Consider the following 26,350-nt stretch of genomic DNA (forward strand, 5'->3'; position numbering starts at 1 on the left):
GCCGACGTGTTCGACTACATCGAGATGTTCTACAACCCCAAACGCCGCCACGGTTCAAACGGCGACCTGTCGCCTGTAGAGTTCGAACGGCGCTACGCGCAACGAGGGTCCTGAGTGTCTACGGAACCCTGGGCGATTCACTCCTTCGGCCAGGCCACCGCGCCAGCCGCGCGCTACGCTACAGCGCCCCTACGACGGTCCAGCCCGATGTTCGCCTCGCTACCCGCGCCGCTGCGCGTCCCGCTTGCCATGCTGTTGCTTGCCGCCAACACGGTGGTGCATGTGGCGGTGCTGTTCGCTCTTACCTTGGTCAAGCTCGTGCTGCCGTGGCGCGGCGCGCGGGTGGCGCTGTCGCGCGCGCTGGTGGTGATCGCGGAGAGCTGGATCGGGGTCAACGGCGTGTTGTTCGATCTGTTCACGCGCACGCGCTGGCGGGTCGAGGGGCTGGAGGGGCTGCGGCCGGACGGCAACTACCTGGTGCTGTGCAATCACCAGAGCTGGGTGGATATCCCCGTGCTGCAGAAGATCTTCAACCGCCGCATTCCGTTCCTGCGCTTCTTCCTCAAGAGCCAGCTGATCTGGGTGCCGCTGCTGGGGCCGGCGTGGTGGGCACTGGATTTCCCCTTCATGAAGCGCCACTCGCGCGAGCAGCTGGCGAAGCATCCCGAGCTGGCCGGCAAGGATCGCCAGACCACCCGCCGCGCCTGCGAGAAGTTTCGCCACATGCCGGTGTCGGTGATGAATTTCGTCGAGGGCACGCGGTTCACCCGCGCCAAGCATGTGGCGCAGGGTTCTCCCTACCGCCATCTGCTGCGTCCGCGCGCCGGCGGCGTGGCCTTTGTGCTCGATGCGATGGGCGAGGGCCTGCACGCGATCCTGGACGTCACCCTGGTCTATGCCGGCGGCGCCGGCTCGATGATGGACCTGATCGCCGGCCGCCTCCGCGACATCCGCGTGCTGGTGCGACAGCGTCCCATCGAACCGGCCCTGCGCGGCGACTACGCGAACGACCCCGCCTTCCGCGAGCGCTTCCAGGCCTGGGTCAACGCGGTGTGGGCGCAAAAGGATGCCGATGTGGAACGATTGCAACTAAAAGGGACGGAGGGAATTAAAGCGGCATAATTCCCTCCGTCCCTTTCCTTAGGGACCACCGATCGACTCGGACGCAACCAACCAGGGGTGACGAATGAACGCAGCAAAAGAACCCAGGCGCCTGCGACCAGGCTCCGGAATCGCCATCGGCGTTGCCATTGGGGTCGCGATGGGCGCGGCCATGCACAACGTCGGCGTCGGCGTGGCGATTGGCATCGCGGTGGGTGTGGCCATGGAGGCGGCCGCGCGCAGGAGACAGAAGTAGGCGAGGTCACCCGGCGGGCGGGCAGGTGCAGGTACAGATAACCGGGCCAGGGCCGCCTGGTGTCGCCAGCTTCGCAAATAGGATCAGGTCGTTTTTTCCCTTGGCGAGAAATCCTACCTGACCTTTTTCTCGCCACTCCCTTGCCGCCACTTTGCCCGCCAGCTACGGTCGGGCACTGCGAGTTCCGGCTCGGCGACCAGGTCTACGACGACCGGGTATGGCGCAAGATGCTCGGCTGAAGCCTGCGCTGGTAAGGAGGCAAATCGGTGTCGGAGCAGCAGCCCCACATTCACTGCCCGCTATGTCGTTGGGAGCCCACGGCAAGTAGCCGTTGGTTCTGCGCGCCTTCCGAGCCAGGTGCCGGGTGTGGAACGCGCTGGAACACTTTCTGGACGGCGGGCTGCTGTCCTGGGTGCGGACACTTCTGGGCGCGGACGCAGTGCCTTGGCTGCAAGCAGTCGTCGCCTCACGAGGCTTGGTATCACTATCCGCCAAAGGGCGAGACCGAAAGTTCCCGTGACCGAGCGCTGCAACGGGTCGACTGATCCCATGGCTCGCGAGGTCGACTGAAAAACGCAGGGGAATACCAGCAGGAACAAGCGTGGCCTCCGTGGCATGGCTCGGCGTCGGTCGAAGCGACTGCCACCACGCAACGGAAGCGAGCGCAAGTTCTGTCCGGGCAGGCAGCCGGCGCTGTGACCCCTGACTCAACTACCTCCATTCCCTCCAGGAATGGCCTGCGGCCAACGCACTTCCGGCAGGTGCTCGAATCCGGGGCGGGCGAACAGATAGCCCTGGAAAAGGCGCACGCCCATGGCGTCCAGCGTCTGCCACTCCTCGAGGGTTTCGACGCCTTCGGCGATTACCCGGATGCCGAGTTCCTCGCACATGTGGAGCGTGTGCTGGACGAGGATCTGGCGTACGCGGTCGCGGTCGATGCCGCGTATCAATGCCATGTCGAGCTTGATGATGTCCGGCCGTATGTCGGCCAGCAGCGCCAGCCCGGAGTAGCCCGCGCCGAAGTCGTCCAGCGCGGTGAGAAAGCCCTGGCGCGCGTACTCCGCCACGATGTGCGCCAGGTGTGCATGATCGTGCGCCTGCTCGCTTTCCACGATCTCGAACATGAGCCGTTCGGCCGGAAAGTTCACCCTGCGCGCGGCCGCCAGCGTGGCACGCAGGCAGGTGGCGGCCTGGTAGACCGCGTTGGGCATGAAGTTGATGCTGAGCTGGCAGTCCACGCCCAGCTCCGCGGCGAGCGTCACGGCCTTTACCCGGCAGGCCTGGTCGAAGCGGTAGCGGTTGTCCGCATCGACCTGCGCCAGCACGCCGGCCGCGCCACTGCCATCGGTGCCGCGCACGAGCGCTTCGTAGGCGAACACCCTATGCGCGGTGGTGTCCAGGATTGGCTGGAAGGCAAGGCTGAAGTCGAAGCCGAGGGCGGCTCCGTCGCGGCATGCGGCGCAGGAGGCTGGCGAGGTCATGGTGTCTTCTCCGGTGATGGCCGGGCCCTGCCGGCTTGCTTCCAGGGGCACCGAACACCGTCCGCAGCCGCCACGTCCCATTGCATCGGCAGCGTGTGTCCGCTTTTGAGGGCGGCCAGCCGAAATTTCGCGCAGGAGGGTGTCAGGCCATTTTTTTTGCCGAGCGAGCAGCGAGCCTGAGGCTTCGTGCGCGCTGCGCTCGGCATCGGCAGTTGGTGAAGGGTTACTCAGGGGCAGGTTTTTCAAGGCTAGTCGAGGGCGGAACCCCGCGGGAAGGCAAGGACAACCCCACATCGCACGCTCCCGTTTCCTCCCGCAGTGCCTTGCCGGCGGTCATCTTCGCCAGTCGTCTGCTAAATCGAAAACAGAAGTAAAGTGCCGGGGGAAGTAGCGGGGCGGCGATGGCAGTCAAGCGCTCGCGATCGTGAGCCAAATCCAACGGGGGAAGGCTATGTGTCGATGGGGATTGATCGTGGCAGCGTGCTTGCTCGCGCCCGCCGCGTTTGCGCAACAGGTCGTGCGGGAGCAACCCGTAACCCTGCAACTGGATGTCGATACGCAGGGCCAGATCGCGGCCGCCAAAGTCATGGATCCGCAGCCTTTGCTGATGCCGGGCGCCGGGCGCTTGGTCAAGCTGCCCCCGCGCTACGGGCCGCTGCCGCCCGTGCTGGCGCAGGCTGCCGAGCAGGTCGCGTCGAAATGGCGCTTCCGGCCAGTCCTGGCGTCGGGCAAGCCCGCTACGGGGCGCACCTGGGCCACGGCGATGCTGCAAGTGGTAAAGCGGGGGGACGGCAACTTTGGCGTGGACCTGCGCTACCTGCGCAACGGCCCGTACATGGACTACGCGGTAGCGCCGAGGTACCCCCAGCGCATGGTCAAGCTCAACAAGTCAGGTGCGCTCGCCGTGGAGTACATGGTCCAGCCCGATGGCACCATCAAGGGGTTCCGGGTGCTCAAGGCGGCTGGCGCTGCGACGAGTCATCAAGGCGCCTTTGAAGATGCCGTGCGCGAGGCGCTCAGCCGGTGCCGCGAACTGCCCTTGCTGGTCGATGGCAAGGCCGTGGTCACCCGCGTCCGTACCGCGTACCTATTCACGGCGGACCTGCCTAAAGAGGACGCCGACCGTCTCTCGCGACAAGTCGGCGATGCCGTGGACCCCAAGGTATCGGGCGATTCCGGAACTGCGCCGCTCGCCTCGGGCGAGGCAGTCGCAATCGATAGCCCGTTCCAGCAACAGTCCGCCGGCTGATTCGGTTAAAGCGGAAGCACGAGGTCTGATGCCTCAAGGGCGAGGCAGCCCCAAGGTGGTCCATGCCTGGCTGGACGTGTGCGCGGGACATGGGCCGCCGCTGGCTGCCTGGGTTGTATGGGACGCCACGCTCCATGTGACTGGCGATGCCTCCTGGGCGCCGCTGGGCGAAGGCCATGCTCAGGGCCGCCGGACGGCGCCTGGTGTGCAGCCTTCGTTCGTCCCGGCTGGCCACGATTCGTCACAGGACCGTGTCAATCAATCACTTGGCCCGGACGCCCAGCCCCGGAACGCCGCAGCATGGTCGCTCCATCACTGGAGCGCAGCATGAATCACCGCCGCGAAATCGGCGCCTTGCATGTCTTTCTGGCACCGGCTTCTGGGGAGATCCCCGGCCGCCGGTGCGTCGAATGCTTCGACCCGATCCATAACTTTTACCCCGGGGAAGTCTGATGCCATACGTTTTCGAACAAGGATTGCGGTTTACCTGGATCGTCCTTCTGGGCTACTGGCTCTGGGCCTCGCGAGGGGCCAAGCGCCCGACGATGCAGGAGCCGCTGGCGGTACGGCTGGTCGCCTACTGGCTGCCGTTGCTGGTGGCCATGCTGCTGCTCGGTCCCGGCCCGTGGTTCGGCCACTCCCTGCTGCGCGAGCAGTTCGTGCCCCACAGCGCGCCCGTGTACGCAATCGGTCTCGGGCTGGCCGTGGCTGGGGCGGCGCTCGCGATTCATGCGCGCGCTGCTGGGGCGGAACTGGAGCGCCACGGTCCAGCTGAAGGACAGCCATGAGCTGGTCCAGAGCGGACCGTATCGGCTGGTCCGGCACCCGATCTATACGGGGCTGCTGCTGCTGTTCCTCGGCAACGCCATCATGGTCGGCGACTGGCGCGGCCTGCTCGCCGTTGCCATCGTCTTCGTGTCGTTCTGGCGCAAGCTGCGACTGGAGGAGAAGTGGCTCGGGCAGCACTTCGGCGCGGCCTATCAGAGCTACCGACAGCGCACCAAGGCACTGATCCCGGCGGTTCTGTAGGACGAACGGTCGCAATAACGGGCCCCAACCAAGCGGGCGGTCCCCTCCGGCCCACCGGTTCCAACTGGCGGAATGGGGAATGGCTGGATTACTTTCGCCGGCCACAGGCTTACGTTCCATCAAACGACACACACGGAGGGGGGGGCGCCATGAAGAACGCAGCTAGCGGTTTCGGGTTATGGGTGGCGGTGTGCGTGCTGGCGCTTGCCTTGCCCTGGCAGCCGGCACGGGCAGCTGAGGCGGACAAGTCGCCTTCGTTCGATTGGGTGACGCCGGCGGTGGCCGGTTACGGCAAGGTCCATCCGCGGCCGGATGCGGCGGTGCAGCCCGATCCTGCCGTGGACTACCGCATCTTCGTGAGGGTGACCGATGACGGTAAGCACCCTCGCGAGAGCCTGCATGCGCTGGATCGGCTGGCCCGGCTGGTCAACCTGATGGCCGTGTCCAAGGTGCCTGCTTCGCACGTGCACATCGTGGCGCTGCTCGATGGCGAGGCCGCGCTCGCCTCGGCCACCGACGATGTCTACCACCGCTTCACCAAGGTGGCCAAGAACCCCAATCTGCCGATCGTGCACGCCTTGCACCAGGCCGGCGTCGACCTGCTCGTGTGCGGTCAGGCGCTGGCCATGGAGAAGCTGCCCGACAGCGCGGTCGTGCCTGACGTCACCGTCAGCCTGTCGGCGCTGACCGATACCGTGGTCTACGAACAGAAGGGCTATAGCTACCTGGAGCTCTGAAAGTACGTGCCCGTGATGTGGATACAGGGCGCAGCAATCGAAAGCGGCTTGCCGTTCCGCGGGCGAAGATCCATTGGCGCGCGTTCCTTCCCCCAGCATCGCGGCCCTTTGCATGTCGCAAAAAACACGGGCCAGAGCACGCCTTAGCCGTAAAGGCCTCTCTGGCCCGCGTCGGGTTCTGTTGTCTGCAGACGGCTAGGGACTGGCCTGACCGTACGTGGCGCCGCGCGCCGACTGCTGCAACTGATGAGCGAACACGTCGGCCGCTCGCAGGGCCTGCTCTTCGGTCTCGAAGGGCGCGTCGGCGCATTCGGGTGGATGGTCTGCGATCTGGACGACGATCGTGTATTCGCCGTCATTGATCTTGGAAAGCCACGCGATGTACGGGCCCAGTTCCGTGTACCGGTCGCATCTGTGAGTGCTCATGTGCATGCGCCTCATGCTGTTCGGTGCATGCATGGTGCGCGCCGCGCCGCGGGGGCAGCAAGCGCGGCAGGGAACTCCCCCAGGAAGTCCGACGGCCGCCGATGCGCCCGGCACCGAGGCGCTGCCATCGAAGGCGGGAGTGCCGTGCAAAGATGCGTGGACGCGAGTCGAATCAATGGAAGGGCGGACGACGTTCAGCGGCGCGTTTCTGTGCGGGGTAGCGAAGTGACCGACCATGCTTTGTGGCGTCGATAACGCGCAGACCAAGGCTGTTCGCCTTTTCGCGAGAGCTTGCTTCCTGACGTGACGGGTACCCTATGGCTTGTGGCATAACGGCTGGCAGGAAAGTCCGCAGACGAACGCACTACGTACCCAGGCAGCGGCCGACAACGCCAGGAACGAAGTCTATGAAAGCCAGAAGGCGCCATAGCAGTGACTAGATACCATTCTCGTCTGATATGCACGTACGCCGCGGTGCTTTCTCTATGGGGAAGCTTCGTACAAGAAGCGTGCTCCACCAACAGCAGCAGGGCCAATCCACCTCGATACATCAACACGAATGTGTGCAGTGTTCTCGATAACCCAAAGCGATTTCTCAACAAGGAAATATCGCTAAGAGGATCGATTTACGTTGGTATGGACAGTTCAAATATCCGCGACAAAAATTGCCCGGATGAAGGCATCAAACTATCAGTTGAAGATGATCGCGATAAGCAGCCGGACATTGTTGCGCTCTTCGACAAAATCCGAAGCTTCGGGCGGCATGGCTTCGCCGGTATTGCGGGTGAGCTTGTCGCCACCGGCCGCCCGTTGACGCCTTACAAGCTCAATATCCATAAGGCCTGGAATGTAACCCCGCTACCAAAGTAGCTCGGGCGACGGAAAAACAAAACCGTCGCCGCAGCTGTAGCTTCGCAGGCTGGTCAGGCCGTCGCCCAGGGAGCGGTAGCGACAGGCCAGGCTAAGGTTGATGAGAAGGATCACCAATAATGATCGAAAAAGACAGATCGCTGTGGGTATACGAGGCTGGTTTGACAGTTTTGTTCATCGTAGTGGCAGCGATTGCATTTGCGCGAACTCACAACTTTCAAAACTCATTGGGTTTCTTCATCAAAGCATTCTTATTTGCGCAACCTGTAATTATCGGCGCACATATTTTAGATAAAAGGCGACGGCGGTGATAGCGTAAACTCCCCGTCAAGCAGACACTTCAAAGTAGAGCCGCTGGCGACTTGTTGGCGGTATTCGGCGGGGGTCAGGTCGCCGAGCAATTCGTGGGGACGTTGCTCGTTGTAGTCGAGCATCCACCAGTAAGCAACTCACGCACATCTTCCAAACGAGCAAACAGGTGTTGCTCGAGCACCTCCTCGCGGAAGGTGCGGTTGAAGCGTTCGATGTAGGTCCAGGGAAGACCGACGGCCGCCGATGCGTCCGGCAACGAGGCGCAACCGCCGCCGGACGCTGGTTCAGCGCTACACGGCGCTGCGCGGATACCGGCGCAGGTGGTAGACCCGGTGCACGTGGCCGGCGCCCAGCCAGCCGCCCAGCGCCGCCGCCAGCAAGGCCAGCAACAGGCTGACGAACACCGTCCACATCGCCATCGCGGTGTAGTGCGCGGTCTTGTCGGCGGCGTTCTTGAGCTCGGCCTGGGCGGCGGCGACCTGCGGGGACAGGCCGCGCACGGCCTGGTCGGCGTCGGCCTGGGACATGCCGGTGGCGCCGGCGAGCACCGCGCTGGCGGTATCGGGATGATTGGCCAGCAGCGCGGTGCTGATCGCGCTCACCGCCGCCGGGTCGGCCGAAGCATGCGCGCCGGCGCCCGCGGCGCCGACCATGCGCTGCGCCACCTGACCGTGCAGGCGTACGACGGCGTCGCTGCTGGCGGCCATGGCATGCGCGTCGCCACGGTGCGCGCTGCCGCCGCCGTGATCCGTGCCGCTCATGGCGCCGCCGAGCATCGCGCTGCCGCCGGCTGCCGCGCCGGACAGGCCGAATGCCAGCAGCAGGCCGCTCATCGCGATCGCCAGGCCCCACACGGTGACGCCGTGCATGCAGCCGACGGTCTGGTCGTCGCGGCCGTCGAACCAGCTGGCGAACATGCCGCCGAGAAACAGCGACACGATCCAGGTCAGCGCCATCCATACCGCGGTGCCGGTGCCGATGCCTTTGGCGGTGGCCGCCGCATCGTTCGGGTCGAACGCCTGGAACCCGAACGCGAGGCCTGCGATGTACAGCACCAGGGCGATGCCCGCGGCCACCATCCAGCCGGCGATCACCGCGCCCCAGCGCAGCGAGGGGTGGGTAGTCACATCCATCACGGATGCTTGTTGCACTTCGATCGATGCCATGTCCGTTCCTCGATGGCGGGCTCTGCCGCGGTGCCTTTAGGCGCAGCCGCGGATCAAACCGATGATGATCAGGATCGGCAGCGGCACGCCGAGCAGCCAGAGCAGCACGTAGCCGATGCCGCCCTCCTGCGCGCTGCGCCAGCTGCGATAGGGGTTCAAAGAAAGTTTCATGTGCTGTTCCCTGACAAGAGCTCGAATGACCGACCTTCCGTCCCGTGAAAGTGCAGGTTGCCGATGCAGGCTGATTCCGGCTTTCGCGGGCGTGACCACGAAAAAAACTCGGTGGTTCGCTGGCATGGAAGACAGCCGGCGGCCCGATGGCCGCCGGGTTCGTTAACGCTGTTCCCAGCGACGTCGACAGGCAGTGATGGAAGCATCTGTATCGCGTCGTCGGGTGCGAGGCGGTGCCGGCCTCCACGGTGCCGACACCCGGCCGCCGGCATCCTCGAAACCAAAGGCCGCCTGCCTGAAGGCGATCCGATGGGGACGCCATGGCGGCCGCGGGAGAACACGCATGGCCGAGCGAGAATCGCCGGAACGCGAAGGCAAAGCCCCCACCTGGAAAGAGCTGGTCTCGGGCGACGCGCCGCTGGTGCTGCCCGCGGCGCACGATGCGCTCAGCGCGCGGCTGATCGAGCGGGCCGGGTTCAAGGCTTACCAGGTGGGCGGGTTCGCCCTGGACGGCACCTATTACGGCTACCCGGACATCGATCTGACGCACTTCGGCGAGAAGTCGACGGTGATCCGCCACACCATCGGCGCCAGCAACCTGCCGGTGCTGGTGGATGCGGACGACGGCTACGGCGACGTCAAGAACGTGACCCGCACGGTGCGCGGCTACGAGGCGATGGGCGCGTCGGCAATCTTCATCGAAGACCAGCAGGCGCCGAAGAGTTGCGGGCAGGAAGGGAAGAAGAAAGTCATTCCCGCCGAAAAGATGGTGGGCAAGGTGAAGGCGGCGCTGGCCGCCTGCCGCGAACCGGACACCTTCATCCTGGTCCGCACCGATGCGCGCAGCGCGGTCGGCCTGGAGGAGGCCATCCGCCGCGGCAAGCTCTATCGCGACGCGGGCGCGCACGGGCTCTACATCGAAGGCCTGGAGAGCGCGCGTGAACTGGAACAGGTGGGCAAGGCGCTCGAAGGCATCCCGCTGGCCACCACCATGATGGAAGGCGGCGGCAAGCTGCCCTGGATGCCGCCGCAGGAGATCGGCGCCTACGGCTTCTCGATGATCCTCTACCCGACGACGGTGCTGTTCCGCCTGACCAAGTCGATCGAGCGCGCGCTGGTCGACCTGCTGGCCGGGCAACCCATGCCCGAGGAGGATGCGGTGAACCGCATCGCCTTCGAGGACATCGTCGGGAAGCCGGCGTGGGCGCGCATCGAGGACGAGTTCGGCAAGTAGGCGTCCGGTTAGGGCGTCCTGAAGGCCTCGATTGCGCGGCGAACGGGCGTTCTGCCACGCCGGGCCTTTGCGGCCGCACGCAGACCGGGCAAGATCGCCGTCCCGGCGCCGCCGGCCATCACCGATCAATTTGGCCATCCCCGCGGATGGCCGCGAGCCGCAGGGGGCGGCTGCAAGCATGCTTACGCTCGAACAATGGACCGTGCTCGGCACCTGGGCGTCGCCCCTGGTGGCGGCCCTGGGATTCCTGCTGATTCGCAACCAGCTCAAGAGCGACCGCGAGGCGCTGGAGACGCAGACGAGCTGGGAGATCTACAACGTCGGCGGCAGCATCCTGCAGACCTTCATCGCCAACCCGGAGTGCCGGCCGTATTTCTACGACGGCGCCGCCTCGCCGACCGAAGAGCCCCTGCGCAGCAAGGTGCTGGCGGTGAACGAGCTGATCTGCGACCACATGGAAAACATCATCCTGCAGCGCCGCGCGCTGGACGGGGAGACCTACCAGGTGTGGGCGGTCTACATGCAGGGCCTGTACAACCGCAGCCCGACCATGCGCGCCTTCCTGGAGCCCTCCAGCGAGGGCTATCGCTACTCCACCCAGTTGCTGGACCTGTTGAAGCAGGGCCATCGCGACCAGGTCGGCCAGCACGAGTGGCTGGCCCGCCGCCCGGACGCGGCCATGCCGCTCAGCCGGGCGGGTACCGCATGAGGGTGATCGGCCGGTCGACGTAACGGTCCTGCTCGAGCGTTTGCCAGCCCAGGCGCTGGTAAAGCTCGACCTGGTCGAAGGTGTACAGGTAGATCGACGTCTGCAGCGGCGCGGCATAGTCCATCACGTACTTCACCAGCGCGCCGCCGATGCCCCGGCGCCGCCAGGCCGGCAACACCAGCACGTTGGCCAGCCACGGGCCCAGATCCGGCCGGGTGGGAAGGTCGTGCGGAACGATGCTGGCGATACCGGCCAGTTCGCCGCCCAGGCGCGCACCGAAGAACTTGGGCACCCGCACGGCCGGGTCCAGCGCATCGGCGATGTCGCGCCGGTTTTGCGCCCAGGTTTCGGCCGACTCGAAGCGCGCCCATTCCTGGTAGATCCACTGCGCCGCCAGCTCGGCCTCGGTATCGCGCAGGGTGGAAATGTCGGGGAGTTCGTCCATGGCGGCCATGCGTGGGGGTTGCTTTCCGGACGATAGCAGCAGGCCGGGTCGCGCGAATTCCCGATGGCGAGCCAAGCGGCCAGCGCCGCTTCGTCTGGCAAAGTACCCGCAGGGCGTGCACGAGCCACCAGGCTGCCGGCGCTCGCCGGGGCGGCGCTGATGCGCATACCCCGGGAACTAGTGGAGGTGTTGCTGGTGCCGCTACGGGTGATGCTGTGCGGGACAGCCTGGATCCAGGCGGGCGCCTGGCGCGTGCGCGAAGTCAGGCCTGGCCGCGGCGCTGCCGCTGTGTCCCTCGCCTATTCGCTCGACGCGATGGTGGGCCTGCTGCTGTTCTTCCAGCTCGTGCTTAGGCCGGGCATCCATTTCTACGGAAGCTGAGACCGTCGAGGGGCGGGGAAAAGGGACGCGGCCGGCGGCCTATCGCTTTCCCGCGCGAGCCTTCAGCTCGTTCACCACCGTGCGCTGCTCCGCATGCGTCAGCTTTGCGAATGCGACGATCACTTCGGCGATTTCGTCGGTATCGGCAAAGAGCGCCGCGAGCGGCATGCCGAGCGCATCGGCGAGTTTCTTCGCGGTGCGAAGATCGCACTCGTTGACGCCGCGCTCGTAGCGGTTGATCCGCGTGCGCGCCACGTCAGCCGAGATTCCGGTGGCGACGCCCAGCGCTTCCTGAGTCAGGCCTGCAGCCAGTCGGGCAGCACGTAAGCGGTTGGCGAAGATGAGGCGGGCGTCGTCCAAGGTATTGGCACGGGCATGGGAATCGTCGAGTCAGCATGAAGCCTTGCCTTTGCCCTGTCTGTTACCGTATAAGTAACATTGTGGCGCCTCTGCGGCAATCGCCTTGCCCGATGACGCGCTGCCGGTCGGCGACGGCGCGCCTGCGCCCGTACGGCCTGTACGCAAACCGATCTCGCCCGACGACCGTGCCGCCGGCCGGTACGCGAGCGGCCAACCCAGGGGAAAGCAAAGGACGCACCATGAAGACAAGCACGTTACGCAATGCCATTTCCATCGCCTTGTTCGTCGCCGCCACGGGCACGACCGGGTTGGCCCTGGCCCAAGATGCTGGGACGGATGCCACGGCGCCGGGCCAGCCCCCGGCGACCGATGCGCCGGCGCCGATCGACATCGATCTGCCCGCCGGGCCGCTTGCGGCAGCCCTCGATGCCCTCGGCGCGCAAAGTGGCCTGCGGCTGGACTATCCACCCGGGCTGGTCGCCGGCCGGCAGGCGAGGGCGGTCCGCGGCCGCATGAGTTGGCGCGCTGCGCTCGGCCGCCTGCTGCAGGGTACGGACCTCACCTACCGGCAGGACGGCGACACCATCGTCGTGACCCGGCGCGCGCAGGAACGCAGCAGTCCTGAGGAGAGGGCCAGCGGCGCGACTACGGACACCAGCGCCGCACCAGCGGTGAGCAACCTGGCGACCGTCACCGTCACGGGTACGCGTATCCGTGGCGGCACCACGCCGTCGCCGGTCGTCACGATCGGCAGCGAGCAGATCCAGCAGGAGGGCTTCACGGACCTCGGCGAAGTGATCCGCAGCGTGCCGCAGAATTTCAACGGAGGGCAGAACCCGGGTGTTGCCGTCGGCGCGACTTCGGGTTCGGGAGGAATCGCAAACCAGAACGTCACCGGCGGCTCGTCCCTGAACCTGCGCGGTTTGGGTCCGGATGCGACCCTGACGCTGCTGAACGGCCGACGATTGGCCTACGGTGGCGTCGTGCAGGCAGTCGACATGAGCGCGATACCTGTCGAAGCGGTCGATCGCGTCGAAATAGTCCCTGACGGTGCTTCGGCCATCTATGGTTCTGACGCCGTGGGCGGCGTGGCCAACGTGATCCTGAAACCGGACTTTGCCGGGGTGACCCTAGGTACGCGCTACGGCGAAGCGACCGATGGCGGGCTGGTGACGCGGGAGTACACCGCCACTGCCGGTACCACCTGGACCGGCGGCGGACTGATCGCAACCTACAAGGACGTTTCCGCCGATCCGATCTATGCACGCCAGCGTAGCTACACGGATCACATGTTCGATCCCAGTACGCTCTATCCCGGGAGCGATCTGCGCAGCGGCTTGGTGAGCCTGCATCAGTCGATCGCGGATTCGGTCGAGCTTCGGTTGGATGCACTCGAGACCCGTCGGCATCAGGACATCTATCCGTGGAACACCGGGCTCATGCCCTACTACTACCGGGTAACACCGGTAACCACGACATCCTTCGTTTCGCCAAATATGGAGATCTCTCTGGCGGGAGATTGGACGCTTTCCGTAGGCGGCAGCTGGGGCAGGGACAAGCACGTTCAGGATCAATCCCGGGTGGGCATTGCGACCGGGGCATCGACCACGCTGGTTCGCGAGTGTTATTGCAACTCCTCTCTTTCCTACGAGATCGGTGCGGAAGGTCCACTATTTGCAATGCCCGGCGGCGATGCCCGCCTCGCGGTGGGTGCGGGCGGCAGGAAGAACGAGTTCGTTCAGCGCAACTATCTCGCCGCCACGACTGTTATCGACGGCGAGGAAAGCAGCCGATTTGGGTATGCGGAAGTCAACCTTCCACTGGTTGGACCCGATTCGGGTATCGCAGCTGTGCGCCGGCTCGATTTGACCGCGGCAGTGCGCGGCGAGAACTACGACAGCTTCGGGAGCGTGACGACCCCTAAGCTCGGCCTGAGCTACGACCCCGGCAAGGATGTCACTCTGAAAGCGTCCTGGGGCAAATCGTTCAAGGCGCCGACCTTGCTTCAGTTGCACCAGGCCCAGATTGCCGAGCTGGATCCGGCGAGCTTCTACGGCGGTGTGGCCTATGGACCAGGTGCCACGGTGTTGTCCGTTTGGGGTGGTAACCCAGACCTCAAAGCGGAGCGCGCAACGACCTGGACCGTGTCCTCGGCCTTGCATCCCGAAGCGGTACCGGATCTCGAAGCCGAGCTCACCTGGTTCAACATCGACTACACCGATCGCGTAGTGCAGCCAATCACTGACTATGGCCAGGCATTGGTCAACCCCCACGACGCTCAGTTCATCGACTACGCACCGACCGCGCAGCAGCTCGCACAGGTCGTCGGCTCGGCCAACGCCTTCTACAACTTTGCGGGCAAGCCGTACGCCCCGGGCGACGTCGTGGCGATCATGTACGCCCGATACGTCAACGTTGCCCGTCAACGCGCCAAGGGAGTCGATCTGTCGTCGTCCTATAGATTCGCTCTCGGTCCCGGGCACCTGACGGTACGGGGATCGGCCACCTGGCTGGATAGCTCGCAGCAGAACGCTGCCGCACAGGCTGCCTACGACGTCGCGGGAACCCTGTTCAACCCGGCAAGGGTCAAAGGTCGCATCGGTGCAGTTTGGGACCGTGGTGGGTTCGTCGCCTCCGCCTTCGTCAATTACGTCAGCGGTGTCACGGATCGTGTGAACGAGCGGAAGACGGCATCGTTCACGACCTTCGATACCACATTGCGCTATGCCACCGACGACCGCTCCGGCGCGCTGTCGGGCCTGGAATTCGCGTTGTCCGCACAGAACCTGTTCGATCGCGACCCACCTCTTTATGTGGCCGCCACACCCGACCGGCCGCCTTACGACTCCACTAACTATTCGGCGATCGGTCGGTTCGTCAGCCTTTCGGTGTCGAAACACTGGTGATCCCATCACCGCACGTGGGGAGCGGGGGTACTGATCAGGATGTGCCTGGCATTCGCTAGGCACATCGAATCCATCGGTTGAGGCCGCACGCAGGCCGGGATGCGCTCCACCCAATGAGGGGGCGCTGCAAACAGAGAGGTGGCCGTGTACAGAGCAATCGCTGTGGGACTCCTGCGTGCCGTTGCGATGACCGGGTTGGGACTGGTTGTCCATACGTCACGCGCGGAGCCCGCTTCCGTTCGACAACTGGTTGAGGTCGTCGACTTCGGCGGTGCGTCTGTTTCGCCGGATGGGCGCCTGGTTGCATTTCGAACCGAGCAGGCGTCCATCGAGCGGAACACCTATGAGACCGTCTGGTATGTGCAACCGATCGATGGTTCTTCACCGCCACGACGGCTGGGGGAGGGCGGTGCGCCACTGCGGGATAGCGGCGGATTGTCCATACGTGAGGCTGCCGTGTGGTCTCCAGATGGTCGGTGGATCTTCTATCGCGCTGTCATGGACGGGCGGGTCGAGGTGTGGCGCGCAGCGGTGGATGGATCCCGGACCGAGCCGGTAGCGCGTGATTCGGCGAACGTTCGCGCTTTCGCGCTCAATGCCGACGGCTCGGTGCTCAAATACAGCGTCGGCGCGACGCGCGAAGATGTGGTCACCGCGGAAATGGCCGAATACGACCGCGGTGTGCACATCGACAGAACGGTTCCGCTGGGAGATAGCCTGTTCCGCTCGGGTTACCACGAGGGACGCCTCGCGACGCAGCGCCTGGTCAGCAACGAGTTGGAGCGCTTTCCACTGCTTTCCCAAGTGCCCGATCGCTGGAAAGAGATCGATCTGTCGGCGGGTGTAAGCAAGGATCTTCCGCTCGACGAGGTGCGGGCGAGTCCGCTGAAACCTTCCGACCTTCCGCCAGCGTTGGGAAAGGTCTCCCAAGTTGCGGAAGATTCGAACAGCGGGCGCGTCGCCATACTGACTCGTTCGGACGAACGGGGCGTTCTGAGGGAGCGCCCCGCGGTCGAGTTGTCGGTGCTACCAAAACGGAACGCTCGGCGGCCTGTGAAGTGCGCAGCGGAATCATGCGTCGACAAGCCGATTACGGATATCGCGTGGCGACCAGGGAGCGACGAGGTCGTCTTCACGGTGACTGCTCCCGACAACAGCCAGGCGATTTTCCGGTGGAATGTCCTCAGCGGAACTGCGCGCGAGGTGACCCGGTCGCGTGGGCAGATCGGAGGAGGGGGGCGCTGGGAGCCCGGACCGTGTGCCGTATCGTTCAAGGCGATGGTGTGTGTTGCCGCCGAAGCGGGCATCCCGCCTCGCCTCGAGAGGATCGATCTCGAATCGGGGCGACACCGGATACTTTTCGATCCGAACGCGGCGCTGGCTTGGGAGATGGGATCGGTTCCGGTGCATTCGATCGAGTGGACCGATCCCAAAGGCACGCATTTCACCGGGCAGTTCTATCCGGCGAAGGCGACAGGCGATAAGCCTCCTCCGCTATTCATCGCCTACTACCGGTGCTCGGGCTTTCTGCGTGGCGGCATGGGGGACGAATGGCCGCTTGCCACCTTGGCTGCGAACGGTATTGCGGCGCTGTGCATCAATGCGGCCCCCGCAATGGATGACGCGATCGGTCGCTACGAGCAAGGGCGCACCGCGGTCGAGAGCGTGGTTGATTACCTAGGGTCGCGTGGCGACATCGACCCGGCGCGGGTAGGCATGGGCGGGCTGAGTTTCGGTGCAGAAGTCGCCATGTGGACTGCGATGAATTCGCGCACACCTCTTGCCATATCGATCAGCACGCCAGTGATGTCCCCGACCGTACGCCTGCTGTTTAGCCTGTGGGGGGATGTCTATTTCTCGCGGCTGCATCGCTACTGGCAACTCGGTGCTCCAGAAGAGACGCCGGAGCGTTGGCGGCTGATCTCTCCTTCCTACGACATCGATCGGGTGCGCGCGCCGGTGTTGATGCAGATGTCGGAGCAGGAGTACAGGTCATCGCTCGATTACGCGGTGCCAATGATTCGGGCGAACCGGGCCGACGTCTACGTATTTCCAAACGAGCCGCACCAGAAGTTCCAGCCTCAGCACAAACTGGCCGTTTACGAGCGCAACCTGGACTGGTTTCGGTTCTGGTTGCTGGGCCGCGAGGACAGCAATCCAGCCAAGACCGCCCAGTACGCCCGCTGGCGCACAATGCGGCAGAGCATGGCTAGCGAGAATGCGAAGTAGCCTTCATCCCGACAGGCGCGACTGTTGACGAATCCAGTTCTCGAGGGTGCACAACTGGAACATGCGCATGAAGGCGCTGTCGCTTCGCGGCGGTTCTCCCTGGGAGAACTGGCGCAGGGCCTGGCCGTCCAAAAGGCCGTGTGATTCCAGCTCGCCGTCAAGGAGAAAGTCGAGCATCTTGTCTACTTTCCGCCGATACAGCGCGCCCAGATAAGCGGTAAATGAGCCCTTGCTCTTTCGCGCAAGGATCATGGGCGGAAGTACGTCGGAGAACGCGCTCCGGGCGATTGCGCGGTTCTGTCCACCGGAAAACCACATCCAGCTCGGCGCTCTTAGGCATGCCTCGATGACAGGCTGGGACAGCAAGGGCATTCTGACAGGGCGATTCAAGCCGCGTGGGCAGCTGTCCCGGAAGAATTGCGTGGCGCTGAGCTCGAAGATGCGTTGCCGGTCGCCGGGAAGGGACCTGGGCGGTTGGGATAGCCAGGGATGAAGCTCCGGCTCGGGAAGGGGCGTGCGTGAAGACAGCAACCAGTGGTCGATGCCGTGTTGATGGCCTTTCGACCGAAGAAGCTTTCGCAAGGTGAGGCGGCCGGCCTTCCAGTAGGTGCACTGATGAAACGCGGATATGTCTCGAACGGCCTGAATCCCGGTGGATAGGCCGGCCCCGCGGAACGCGTCAACCGCGGGCGCGGCGTTGGTGAGATAGCAGAACACGGTGTCTCCCCCGGCGCCCGAGAAATAGCTGTTCGCGCCACTGCGTTCTGCAGTTGCCTCCATGATCCGGTCGACGGCGTACTGGAGCGGTCCGATGACGGGCGTAACGAATTCCTGCGGAACCGCGAAGTCGAAAGGTGCGTCGTAGCGAAGCTCGGTCACCGATAGCTCGGTCCCAAGCATGCGGGCGACCAGGCTTCCGTACTCTCTCTCGTCCCCGCCTGGGACCGGCGTCGTCAACGTGCCGCATGCCACCGTGGCTTGCGAATGCTTTAGGCAGGCCCCGACGATCGAGGAATCCAGGCCGCCGGACAGTTCGAGCAAGACCGATTCGTCGCGATCAGCCCACGTATTGACGACCACCATGATGGCGCGTCGGATGGCCGATGCCGCTTCCTGTCCGTCGGCGTAGCGCTGGTTCCGGCCGACGAAGTTCCAGGGACTCCAGGCTTGGTCGATGCGTACGTTTCCGTCCTGCAGGAGCAGTGTGCAGCCCGGCAATAGTTCGTTGACGCCGGCCAGGCCGGTACGGCTTGTTTTCAGATCGGGGTAGATCAAGCGATGTGCCATGTAATCGAAATCGACACGCCTTCGATAAAGACCCAGGCGTACCGCCAGTGAGATATCCGACGTCACAAAGCCCTTTCCGTTGGAGAGCGAGTACACGCACTGGAGCTCGCAGGCATGGGATGGGCTGCGCGTTATGCTGATTGCGCACGGGCCCGTCCCCTCAGGCATCACGATGACGTAATCGCCCCAGCAGTTCTCGAGGATGTGATGTCGGATGGCATTGCTCGATGGAGGGCAGGCAAGCTGGCCGGCGTTCCGGATGACTTCTCCGCTAAGGGAGTACAGAGCACCCAGGACGACCCCGTCGTTGGGCAGCCGGACCATGGACGTGTCACTGGTTGCAAAAATGCTGATCGCACCGAATGTCGTCCGAAGATGCAGGCCGGCCGCCTGCAACGTAGTGCTCGGCTCGGCCGGTTCCACGCTACTACCCGGTCGGTCATCTCCGCTTGCCTGCAGGAAAAAAGAGCCGCCCATCAGATCACCTGGACGACGGTATACGCCCGAGTGTGTCCGAGCGTGTCGTTTAGGACGATCTTCCCGGATTGCACCCAGCAATGCGCTGAGAACGGATCGCTCGTCACGCCAAAGACGATGCTGGCGTAAAGGTCCCGCCTCGCCAGGAAGGTGGTGAGCGATAGCGAATCCAAAAGGCAGCGGTTCTCGACAGGAACAAGCTTGCGCGCCTTCAGGAAGGTGAGTGTCTCCTTGAGAAGGCGCGGTTCGATATCGCAGCGATCGAGCGCGCCAGTCCGGCGCCTGCGGGCGACCGTGTTATTCAGGGTCGCTTTCAGGCTGCGTGTCTTCAGCTGAATTTGCGTCCAGCACACGATGGCAAGCGCTTCAACTACAGCGCTCCTGCCATTGGGGGTGAGAGGGGAGGGCAGTTCCAACGCACTGAGGGATGCATTTTCGATGGGGTGCCGCGCGGCGCTTGGGGATGGCGGAGCGGCCGTAAGGATGTTGCGTTCGACTAGAGGCGCAACATCGGCCATGCCATCGGTGCCTTCGACATGCGCAACAAAGATGCGCTCCAGGTCGGTCGAAAGGCGGAAGTAGCGATCATTCCGTATATCCAGGAAGATCAAGCGCCCATCAATGCGGCAGAACGACAGATCGTCTTGCAGTCTGTATGAAGCCATCGGGGTCTCCTGATCCGAGTGCGAGGCGCACCTTGCGGTGCGCCTCGCGGTTCGTTACTCGGAGATTCCGAGTTCGCCCAAGCGGCCGAAGGTTTCATTGACCGGCGCGCCGATGCCTTTCGTCTCCACGCTGGCCACGCCGAGCTCGATGACATCTTCCTGCGCGTTGATGCGATTCGCGTTGTCGTTCGTGTTCATCTGCAGTCTCCTGCGGTTACGTCATGGCAGCTCCATGACGCGGGCAGCGTAGGACGCGAAAAATTTGGTTCTCAAATGATTTTTGCGCTGTCATTTGATGATTGTTCCGGAGCGTGATTAAAGTCCCGCAATGCGGGCATGGCTCGAAGCATCTTGCGGTTCCGTCGTGGGTCGGATTCACATCGCCCCTCCGAGACGACAGGACACAACAATGCGGAACCCGCGGTACTGCTCAGGTCCGCCGCTTTCGGGCCCAGAGATTCTTGACGTCCGTCGAAAGTCGAAATTTCTTGCTGGGGACCGGATCCTTGTACGCTCCGGCCCGGGAGCCAGCCATCCGCTGACATGGAGTCGAACCATGGATGCGATCCACTCCAAGAGCGTCTTCGTGTACCGGCAGGTCAGGCGCGCCCTGCGATCGGGGAGCTATGCGCCCGGTCAGCGAATCGATCCGGCGAGGCTCGCCGCGGAGTTCAAGATCAGTCCCACGCCGGTGCGGTTCGCGCTGTATCGCCTGGTCGGTGAAGCCCTGATCGTCGATCACGCCCGCAGCGGACTGCATGTGCCCTTGCTTACCGAAGTCGCCCTGCGCGATCTCTACGACTGGATGGAATGCCTGCTGCTGATGGCATGCGATATCTGCGCTGCGACGGCAACTGCAAAGCCGGAGCCGCTGGAAATTTCCGCTGATGGCGATCCGGTCGTCCTGACGTGGCAGTTGTTCGACGCGATCGCCCGCGCGACGTCCCACACGTGCTTGCACCAGGCCGTGAAGCAGGCCAACGACCGGTTGGCGCCGATCCGTCGGGCGACGCAAGGCTTGTTCGAGCGCGGCCTCGAAGAGCTCTCGGAACTGCATCGGCTTTGGCAGGCTTGCGACATGCCGGCGCTGAAGTCCGCGCTGGGCGAGTATCACGAACGCCGGAAGCAGCTCGTCCCGTCCATCGTGGCCCTCCTGAGCGACCGCAGCGATTACTTTCACTAGGTCTGCCGGGCCCTTGGCTGGCCAGGCAATCGGGCGGTTTACCGTATGCCACGCCTGCACTAGGCTTCCGGACCGGACCGCACCCCCTGCACGAACACGCCACGCGGCGCGAGCTGCCATCGCGGCTCCATGCATGGTCACGGGAGACCAACTGAATGACGAGCCGAATAGGCGATCAAGCGCCGATCGCGGCCCAGCCGCCCCACGGTGGAATCGCCAGCACCGTTGCTTCCGACCGTGGCCTGGTGCCGCTCGACGCCATTCTGCGCACTGACGAGCTTTGGCGTCGCCCCCACCGCGCGCCCGACTACGAGAACGAGAACCGAGCACTCGCCAGGCTCATGCAGGCTCTGAGCGAAGCGCCGCAGTCGATTCTCCAGAGGCTTGCCGATACGGTGCTGGAGGTGCTGAACGCGGACTCGGCGGGTATGAGCCTGCTCACCGACGACGGCCATCACTTTTACTGGGCCGCAATCGCGGGCGACTGGAGCCCGCACTTGGGCGGCGGCACGCCGCGCCATTTCGGACCGTGCGGCGACGTGCTCGACCGCGACGCACCCGCGCTCTTCAGCCGTTGGGAAAAGCGCTACCCCTATTTGGCCGAAGCGGTACCGCTGGCGGAGGAAGGGCTGCTTGTGCCATTTCACGTCGGCGGCAAGGCGGTCGGCACGATCTGGGTCATTGCCCACAATGCGCATCGCAAGTTCGACGCCGAGGACCTGCGGCAGCTCGAAAGCATGGGCCGCTTCGCCTCGGCCGCCTATCGGACGGTAAGGCTATTGGACGCGCAGGAAGCCAGCCGCGCGGCTCTGGAAAGCCTCGAACGAATGCGCGATTCGGAGCACCGCTTCTACCAACTGCTGCAAGCGATTCCCGCCGCCATCTACACCACCGATGCCAGTGGAAAGATCGACTTCTACAACGAAGCAGCCGTCGACTTCGCAGGGCGACGTCCCGAGATCGGAGATCGCTGGTGCGTCACGTGGCGATTGCTCAATCCTGACGGCTCGCCGCTGCCGCACGAAGCATGCCCGATGGCGGTCGCACTGAAAGAGGGTCGACCGATCCGCGGCGCCGAAGCGATCGCGGAGCGCCCGGACGGCACGCAGCGTTGGTTCGCCCCCTATCCGACGCCGCTGCGGGATCCTTCGGGGAGGTTGACCGGTGCGATCAACATGCTGGTGGACATCACCGAACGGAAAGAGGCCGAGCAACGGCAAAAGCTGTTGCTGGACGAGCTCAACCACCGCGTCAAGAACACCCTGGCGTCGGTTCAGTCCGTGGTGGTGCAGGCGGCGAAAAGCGCTCGTAACGTTGACGAGTTCCGCCATGCCGTCGAAGGCCGGATCCTGGCGATGAGCCGCGCCCACGACCAGCTCAGCCGGCGCAGCTGGGCCGATGCCGAGCTCCATGAACTATTGCGCGCCTGCATCACGCCGTACCTCAGCAAGTCCAACGTCGTGCTCCACGGCGAATCGACGATCGTCGCGCCGCGCGTGGGTCTGATGATGTGCATGGCGATACACGAGCTCGCCACCAATGCAGCCAAATACGGCGCCTTGTCGACGTCGTCCGGCCGGGTCGAGATTCGCTGGGACGTGGACAGAGCCGATGCCCGCCGCATGCTTCGCTTGCATTGGCTGGAGCGCGACGGGCCGCCGGTGGCGCCACCGGAGCGCCACGGTTTCGGCACGCGCCTGCTGGAGCGTGGCGTCCAGGCGGAGCTGCACGGTACAACCTCTATCCGGTTTACGCCGCAGGGTGTGGAGTGCGATATCGAGGTTCCGCTGACGCGGGGTGAATGAATCCCACGCCGCATCGGCAGCTGTCGTCTTTCGGTCCACCGATCTCCCAAAGGTTCGACTGCATTCGACGTACAGCTCGCGCTAGGATTCCTCGGCGACGCGGCCCGCCGCAGCCACCATCGCCCCTATCCCTGGAAGGAACGCCATGAGCACGCACTGCGCAACGCGGCGGGGTGCCCGCCGATGACCTTGCTGCACAACGAGACGTCCGCGACCATCGACCCGGTCATCGTCATCGAGGGCCTCACCAAGACCTACGCAGGCGGGTTCCAGGCGCTGAAGCCGATCGACTTGAGCATCCGGCGCGGCGAGATCTTCGCGCTGCTGGGCCCCAACGGCGCGGGCAAGACCACGCTGATCAGCATCATCTGCGGCATCGTCAACCCCGGCGCCGGCTCGATCACCGTGGACGGCCACGACGTGGTGCGCGATTTCCGCGCCACCCGCTCGCGCATCGGCCTGGTGCCGCAGGAGCTGACCACAGACGCCTTCGAGACGGTGTGGAACACGGTGAGCTTCAGCCGCGGCCTGTTCGGCCTGCCGCCAAAGCCTGCGCACATCGAGCAGGTGCTGCGCGACCTGTCGCTGTGGGAGAAGCGCAACAACAAGATCATGACGCTCTCCGGCGGCATGAAGCGCCGCGTGATGATCGCCAAGGCGCTTTCGCACGAGCCGAGCGTGCTGTTCCTGGACGAACCCACGGCCGGCGTCGATGTGGAACTGCGCCGCGACATGTGGAACCTGGTGCGCCGCCTGCGCGACGGCGGCGTCACCATCATCCTGACCACGCACTACATCGAGGAGGCCGAGGACATGGCCGACCGCGTGGGCGTGATCAACAAGGGCGAGCTGATCCTGGTGGAGCAGACCGCCACGCTCATGCACAAGCTGGGCAGGAAGGAGCTCACCCTGCAGCTGCACGAGCCGCTGGCGGCGATCCCGCCCGCGCTCTCCCGCTACCCGCTGGCGCTGTCGACCGACGGCACCGAGCTCACCTACACCTACGATACCCAGGCCGAACACACCGGCATCACCGCCTTGCTCGGCGATCTGGCCGCCGCCGGCATCCGCTTCCGCGACATCAGCACGCGCCAGAACTCGCTGGAAGAGATCTTCGTCGACCTGGTGAGGAGCCGCTGATGAACTGGTACGCCATCGCCGCCATCTACAGGTTCGAGATGGCCCGCACGCGGCGCACGCTGATGCAGTCGATCGCCTCGCCCGTGCTCTCGACCTCGCTGTACTTCGTGGTGTTCGGCTCGGCCATCGGCTCGCGCATCACTTCCGTGGAAGGAGTGAGCTACGGCGCCTTCATCATCCCCGGGCTGATCATGCTGTCGCTGCTGATGCAGAGCGTGTCGAACGCCTCGTTCGGCATCTACTTCCCCAAGTTCACCGGCACCATTTACGAGATCCACTCGGCGCCGGTGTCGTTCGTGGAGATCGTCGCCGGCTATGTCGGCGCGGCCGCGACCAAGTCGGTGATCGTGGGCGTGATCATCCTGGCCACGGCGCGGCTGTTCGTCGATTACCACATCGCCCATCCGTTGCTGATGGTGGCGTTCCTGCTGCTCACCGCGGTCACCTTCAGCCTGTTCGGTTTCATCATCGGCATCTGGGCGGACAACTTCGAGAAGCTGCAGGTGATCCCGCTCCTGGTGATCACGCCGCTGACCTTCCTCGGCGGCAGCTTCTACTCCATCCACATGCTGCCGCCGCTGTGGCAGAAGGTGACCCTGCTCAACCCGGTGGTCTACCTGGTCAGCGGCTTCCGCTGGAGCTTCTACGACCTGGCGGACGTCGGCGTCGACGCCAGCCTGGCGGCCATCGCCGGCTTCCTCGTCGCCTGCCTGATCGCCATCGGCTGGATCTTCCGCACGGGCTACAAGCTCAAGAGCTGAGGCGCGCGCGCGATGCAGCGGGACGGGCCGTGCCTGCCCGCTGCATCGCAGAAGCGGATTGGCCTTGATACCCGGGGCGCTGCAGCAGCACGGTGGCGGTGCCGAACGGACGGAGCCCAGGAAAGTTGGGCACCCGGTCAGAACGGGACGCAGCTTGCATCCCGCCATCGGCAGAGGGGCCCGGCTCGTCGCCAAATGGCGAGTGATCGCCGCGGGGCCGTGACTGGCTTGGCAGTATTCCCGCGTCCCGCCTTGGGATGGACGCGGACGCGGTACTCTTTGCACCGGTGCCATGCCCAAGCCCGGGGTCCGTCGATCGTGAGTTGTCGCAAGTGAGTTTCAGCGTGCGTGACGGGCTTGATGCGCGCCATGGATGAGCGCAAGGGTGTTCCCGGCTGGCTGGTCGTCGCGTCCGTGGCGTTGCTGACCGCGTTTGCCCTGGTGTCGTCTTATGCATTCCGGCGCGCTCCGCCGCCGCCGGCCGTCAGGCTGCAGGAGCCGCCGCCGGCGCCGCCGGTGCTGTTCCCGGTCCAGGTATGGCTCAGCACGGCCGATCGCCGGCTGCGCCTGGCGCGTCAGCCGGACATCGAGATGGCCAGGCACGAAGCGCAGCCGGGCGATGTGGTCGTCGACACTCACAGCACCTACCAGTCCATGGTCGGCTTCGGGGCGGCGCTGACCGACGCCTCGGCCTGGCTGCTCCAGAACCGGATGGATGCGCGGCAGCGCAGCGCCTTGCTGCACGAATTGTTCGGCCCGCCGCCGGGACTGAATCTGAGCATGACGCGGCTGACCATCGGCGCGTCGGATTTCTCGCCCCAGCCCTATACCCTGGACGACCTGCCCACCGGGCAAGTCGATCCGACCTTGGAGCACTTCAACGTCACCGCCAACCTGCGCGACGTGATACCGACGGTGCGCGAGATCCTGGCGATCGACCCGCAGCTGCGCATCATCGCCTCCCCGTGGAGCGCGCCCGCATGGATGAAGTCCAGCAACAACCTGATCGGCGGGGACCTGCTGGGGCAGTTCGAAAGCGCGTATGCGGACTACCTGGTCAAGTACGTTGACACCCTGCGCGGCTACGGCATCCCGATCTTTGCCCTGACCGTGCAGAACGAGCCCGGCTTCGTGCCGGAAACCTACCCGGGCATGGCGTTGCCCGCGGCCACCCGGGCGCGCCTGATCGGCCAGTATCTCGGCCCGGCGCTGGCGCGGCGTACGCCCAGGACGCTGATCCTCGGCTGGGACCACAACTGGGACGAGCCGGGCCAGCCCTCGACCGTGCTGGGCGACCCCGACGCCGCGCGCTACATCAGCGGCATCGCCTGGCACTGCTACAGCGGCACGCCGTCGACGCAGGGCGACGTCCATCGCGCCTACCCGAAGAAGGACGCCTACATCACCGAATGCTCGGGCGGCGACTGGGAATCGGCGCGCAACGGCGAGCTGATGTGGTTCGCCCGCGACCTGCTGCTGGCCGGCATCCGGCAATGGGCGCGCGGCGTGGTGTACTGGAACCTGGTGCTGGACGATCAGCACGGCCCGCACTTCGGCGGCTGCGACCTGTGCAAGGGCCTGGTCACCATCGACTCGCGCACGGGCGAGGTCAGCCGCAACGACGAGTACTACGCCTTCGCGCACTTCAGCCGGTTCGTGCCGCGTGGGGCGGTGCGGGTGGGCTCCAGCGAGCCGGATCCGCAGGTCAACGACGTGGCCTTCCAGGACCCCTCCGACGGGACGATCACGCTGGTGTTGGTGAACAGCCATACGGACGCGCGCCGCGTCGCGGTGTCCGAAGGCCAGAACCGCTTCGACTACGAGCTGCCGGCGCAGAGCGTGGCCACCTTCGTGTGGAACCCGGACCCGGCGCGCGCATGGGTGCAACGGCTCCTGCGCTGGCTGGACACCCGCCCGACCGCCCGATGATGCCCAGCCGGCCTGGTGATCCGGGAGCCGGCGACCGGCGT

General features: G+C 64.9%; 28 protein-coding genes and 1 pseudogene. 19 read left to right on the top strand and 10 right to left on the bottom strand.

What is annotated here, in order from left to right:
- The 3 genes from VGU03_RS01125 to VGU03_RS01135 form a co-directional block, all read left to right on the top strand.
- Nucleotides 1–114 (top strand): IS3 family transposase (locus tag VGU03_RS01125; RefSeq protein WP_327478489.1); only part of this gene is annotated, 114 nt, incomplete at its 5' end.
- Nucleotides 115–207: 93 nt separating this feature from the next.
- Nucleotides 208–1,122, top strand: a complete 915-nt coding sequence (locus VGU03_RS01130; RefSeq protein ID WP_327477893.1) for an acyltransferase — start codon at nt 208–210, stop codon at nt 1,120–1,122.
- 64 nt (nt 1,123–1,186) lie between these two features.
- Nucleotides 1,187–1,357: a hypothetical protein gene (locus VGU03_RS01135; protein ID WP_327477895.1), complete on the top strand. Its 171-nt coding sequence runs from the start codon at nt 1,187–1,189 to the stop codon at nt 1,355–1,357.
- Nucleotides 1,358–2,064: 707 nt separating this feature from the next.
- On the opposite strand, the gene VGU03_RS01140 is transcribed toward VGU03_RS01135, so the two are convergent.
- The gene (locus VGU03_RS01140) at nt 2,065–2,838 is read right to left on the bottom strand and encodes an EAL domain-containing protein (protein ID WP_327477897.1); all 774 of its coding nucleotides are present in this window, start codon (nt 2,836–2,838) and stop codon (nt 2,065–2,067) included.
- 484 nt (nt 2,839–3,322) lie between these two features.
- Here VGU03_RS01140 and VGU03_RS01145 point away from each other — a divergent pair, with 484 nt between their 5' ends.
- The 4 genes from VGU03_RS01145 to VGU03_RS01160 all read left to right on the top strand — a co-directional run bounded on the left by VGU03_RS01145 (nt 3,323) and on the right by VGU03_RS01160 (nt 5,853).
- Nucleotides 3,323–4,087 (top strand): TonB family protein, encoded by a 765-nt coding sequence (locus VGU03_RS01145; protein WP_327477899.1) that lies wholly within the window; start codon nt 3,323–3,325, stop codon nt 4,085–4,087.
- Between the two features lie 452 nt (nt 4,088–4,539).
- The gene (locus VGU03_RS01150; RefSeq protein WP_327477901.1) at nt 4,540–4,875 is read left to right on the top strand and encodes a hypothetical protein; all 336 of its coding nucleotides are present in this window, start codon (nt 4,540–4,542) and stop codon (nt 4,873–4,875) included.
- On the top strand, nt 4,817–5,116 hold the full coding sequence (locus tag VGU03_RS01155) for an isoprenylcysteine carboxylmethyltransferase family protein (RefSeq protein ID WP_327477903.1): 300 nt from the start codon (nt 4,817–4,819) through the stop codon (nt 5,114–5,116). The genes VGU03_RS01150 and VGU03_RS01155 overlap by 59 nt, the downstream gene beginning before the upstream one ends.
- A gap of 149 nt (nt 5,117–5,265) precedes the next feature.
- A complete protein-coding gene (locus VGU03_RS01160) occupies nt 5,266–5,853 on the top strand; it encodes a DsrE family protein (RefSeq protein ID WP_327477904.1) in 588 nt (195 codons plus the stop codon).
- A gap of 195 nt (nt 5,854–6,048) precedes the next feature.
- Here VGU03_RS01160 and VGU03_RS01165 read toward each other — a convergent pair whose 3' ends face one another.
- Nucleotides 6,049–6,279: a hypothetical protein gene (locus VGU03_RS01165; protein WP_327477906.1), complete on the bottom strand. Its 231-nt coding sequence runs from the start codon at nt 6,277–6,279 to the stop codon at nt 6,049–6,051.
- 636 nt (nt 6,280–6,915) lie between these two features.
- Here VGU03_RS01165 and VGU03_RS01170 point away from each other — a divergent pair.
- Complete coding sequence (locus VGU03_RS01170) at nt 6,916–7,149, top strand: hypothetical protein (protein ID WP_327477908.1); 234 nt, start codon at nt 6,916–6,918, stop codon at nt 7,147–7,149.
- A gap of 119 nt (nt 7,150–7,268) precedes the next feature.
- A complete protein-coding gene (locus tag VGU03_RS01175) occupies nt 7,269–7,460 on the top strand; it encodes a hypothetical protein (RefSeq protein ID WP_327477910.1) in 192 nt (63 codons plus the stop codon).
- Here the strand turns inward: VGU03_RS01175 and VGU03_RS01180 are convergent.
- From VGU03_RS01180 to VGU03_RS01190, 3 genes and pseudogenes are all read right to left on the bottom strand, one after another.
- A pseudogene (locus VGU03_RS01180) lies at nt 7,437–7,681 on the bottom strand (integrase core domain-containing protein); the annotation flags it as partial. The gene VGU03_RS01175 and the pseudogene VGU03_RS01180 sit on opposite strands and share 24 nt — an antisense overlap.
- Nucleotides 7,682–7,751: 70 nt before the next feature.
- Nucleotides 7,752–8,627, bottom strand: a complete 876-nt coding sequence (locus VGU03_RS01185; protein WP_327477912.1) for a hypothetical protein — start codon at nt 8,625–8,627, stop codon at nt 7,752–7,754.
- Nucleotides 8,628–8,663: 36 nt separating this feature from the next.
- Entirely contained in the window at nt 8,664–8,798 is a 135-nt protein-coding gene (locus VGU03_RS01190) for a hypothetical protein (RefSeq protein WP_327474137.1), read from the bottom strand.
- 343 nt (nt 8,799–9,141) lie between these two features.
- On the opposite strand from VGU03_RS01190, the gene VGU03_RS01195 reads away from it, so the two are divergent.
- Together VGU03_RS01195 and VGU03_RS01200 are read left to right on the top strand one after the other, a co-directional pair.
- Entirely contained in the window at nt 9,142–10,032 is an 891-nt protein-coding gene (locus VGU03_RS01195) for an isocitrate lyase/PEP mutase family protein (RefSeq protein ID WP_327477913.1), read from the top strand.
- Between the two features lie 178 nt (nt 10,033–10,210).
- The gene (locus tag VGU03_RS01200) at nt 10,211–10,741 is read left to right on the top strand and encodes a hypothetical protein (RefSeq protein ID WP_327477914.1); all 531 of its coding nucleotides are present in this window, start codon (nt 10,211–10,213) and stop codon (nt 10,739–10,741) included.
- On the opposite strand, the gene VGU03_RS01205 is transcribed toward VGU03_RS01200, so the two are convergent.
- On the bottom strand, nt 10,719–11,186 hold the full coding sequence (locus VGU03_RS01205; RefSeq protein ID WP_327477916.1) for a GNAT family N-acetyltransferase: 468 nt from the start codon (nt 11,184–11,186) through the stop codon (nt 10,719–10,721). The two genes, VGU03_RS01200 and VGU03_RS01205, sit on opposite strands and share 23 nt — an antisense overlap.
- Nucleotides 11,187–11,345: 159 nt before the next feature.
- On the opposite strand from VGU03_RS01205, the gene VGU03_RS01210 reads away from it, so the two are divergent.
- On the top strand, nt 11,346–11,567 hold the full coding sequence (locus VGU03_RS01210; protein WP_327477918.1) for a hypothetical protein: 222 nt from the start codon (nt 11,346–11,348) through the stop codon (nt 11,565–11,567).
- A 39-nt stretch (nt 11,568–11,606) separates the two neighbouring features.
- Here VGU03_RS01210 and VGU03_RS01215 read toward each other — a convergent pair whose 3' ends face one another.
- A complete protein-coding gene (locus VGU03_RS01215) occupies nt 11,607–11,927 on the bottom strand; it encodes a helix-turn-helix transcriptional regulator (protein WP_327474254.1) in 321 nt (106 codons plus the stop codon).
- A gap of 239 nt (nt 11,928–12,166) precedes the next feature.
- On the opposite strand from VGU03_RS01215, the gene VGU03_RS01220 reads away from it, so the two are divergent.
- Both VGU03_RS01220 and VGU03_RS01225 read left to right on the top strand, forming a co-directional pair.
- The gene (locus VGU03_RS01220) at nt 12,167–14,833 is read left to right on the top strand and encodes a TonB-dependent receptor (protein WP_327477920.1); all 2,667 of its coding nucleotides are present in this window, start codon (nt 12,167–12,169) and stop codon (nt 14,831–14,833) included.
- Between the two features lie 144 nt (nt 14,834–14,977).
- Nucleotides 14,978–17,062 (top strand): Atxe2 family lasso peptide isopeptidase, encoded by a 2,085-nt coding sequence (locus VGU03_RS01225; protein WP_327477922.1) that lies wholly within the window; start codon nt 14,978–14,980, stop codon nt 17,060–17,062.
- A 3-nt stretch (nt 17,063–17,065) separates the two neighbouring features.
- Here the strand turns inward: VGU03_RS01225 and VGU03_RS01230 are convergent, their stop codons facing one another.
- Genes VGU03_RS01230 through VGU03_RS01240 form a run of 3 tightly spaced genes read right to left on the bottom strand, consistent with a single transcriptional unit; the run spans nt 17,066 to nt 19,689 of the window.
- Nucleotides 17,066–18,826 carry an asparagine synthase C-terminal domain-containing protein gene (locus VGU03_RS01230; protein WP_327477924.1) on the bottom strand — a complete coding sequence of 587 codons (1,761 nt, stop codon included), beginning with the start codon at nt 18,824–18,826 and terminating at the stop codon, nt 17,066–17,068.
- Complete coding sequence (locus VGU03_RS01235) at nt 18,826–19,491, bottom strand: lasso peptide biosynthesis B2 protein (RefSeq protein ID WP_327477926.1); 666 nt, start codon at nt 19,489–19,491, stop codon at nt 18,826–18,828. The genes VGU03_RS01230 and VGU03_RS01235 overlap by 1 nt, the downstream gene beginning before the upstream one ends.
- 54 nt (nt 19,492–19,545) lie before the next feature.
- Nucleotides 19,546–19,689 carry a benenodin family lasso peptide gene (locus VGU03_RS01240; RefSeq protein WP_327477928.1) on the bottom strand — a complete coding sequence of 48 codons (144 nt, stop codon included), beginning with the start codon at nt 19,687–19,689 and terminating at the stop codon, nt 19,546–19,548.
- 358 nt (nt 19,690–20,047) lie between these two features.
- Between VGU03_RS01240 and VGU03_RS01245 the strand changes: the two genes are divergently transcribed.
- The 5 genes from VGU03_RS01245 to VGU03_RS01265 all read left to right on the top strand — a co-directional run bounded on the left by VGU03_RS01245 (nt 20,048) and on the right by VGU03_RS01265 (nt 26,309).
- Nucleotides 20,048–20,674, top strand: a complete 627-nt coding sequence (locus VGU03_RS01245) for a GntR family transcriptional regulator (RefSeq protein ID WP_327477930.1) — start codon at nt 20,048–20,050, stop codon at nt 20,672–20,674.
- 245 nt (nt 20,675–20,919) lie between these two features.
- Nucleotides 20,920–22,479: a sensor histidine kinase gene (locus VGU03_RS01250; RefSeq protein ID WP_327477932.1), complete on the top strand. Its 1,560-nt coding sequence runs from the start codon at nt 20,920–20,922 to the stop codon at nt 22,477–22,479.
- Nucleotides 22,480–22,662: 183 nt separating this feature from the next.
- Nucleotides 22,663–23,619, top strand: a complete 957-nt coding sequence (locus tag VGU03_RS01255) for an ABC transporter ATP-binding protein (protein ID WP_414655921.1) — start codon at nt 22,663–22,665, stop codon at nt 23,617–23,619.
- A complete protein-coding gene (locus VGU03_RS01260) occupies nt 23,619–24,380 on the top strand; it encodes an ABC transporter permease (protein ID WP_327477934.1) in 762 nt (253 codons plus the stop codon). The genes VGU03_RS01255 and VGU03_RS01260 overlap by 1 nt, the downstream gene beginning before the upstream one ends.
- A 369-nt stretch (nt 24,381–24,749) precedes the next feature.
- The gene (locus VGU03_RS01265; protein WP_327477936.1) at nt 24,750–26,309 is read left to right on the top strand and encodes a glycoside hydrolase family 30 protein; all 1,560 of its coding nucleotides are present in this window, start codon (nt 24,750–24,752) and stop codon (nt 26,307–26,309) included.
- Nucleotides 26,310–26,350 lie beyond the last annotated feature (41 nt).

The sequence above is a fragment of the Frateuria sp. genome, assembly GCF_035944355.1.
Classification (GTDB): domain Bacteria; phylum Pseudomonadota; class Gammaproteobacteria; order Xanthomonadales; family Rhodanobacteraceae; genus Frateuria_A.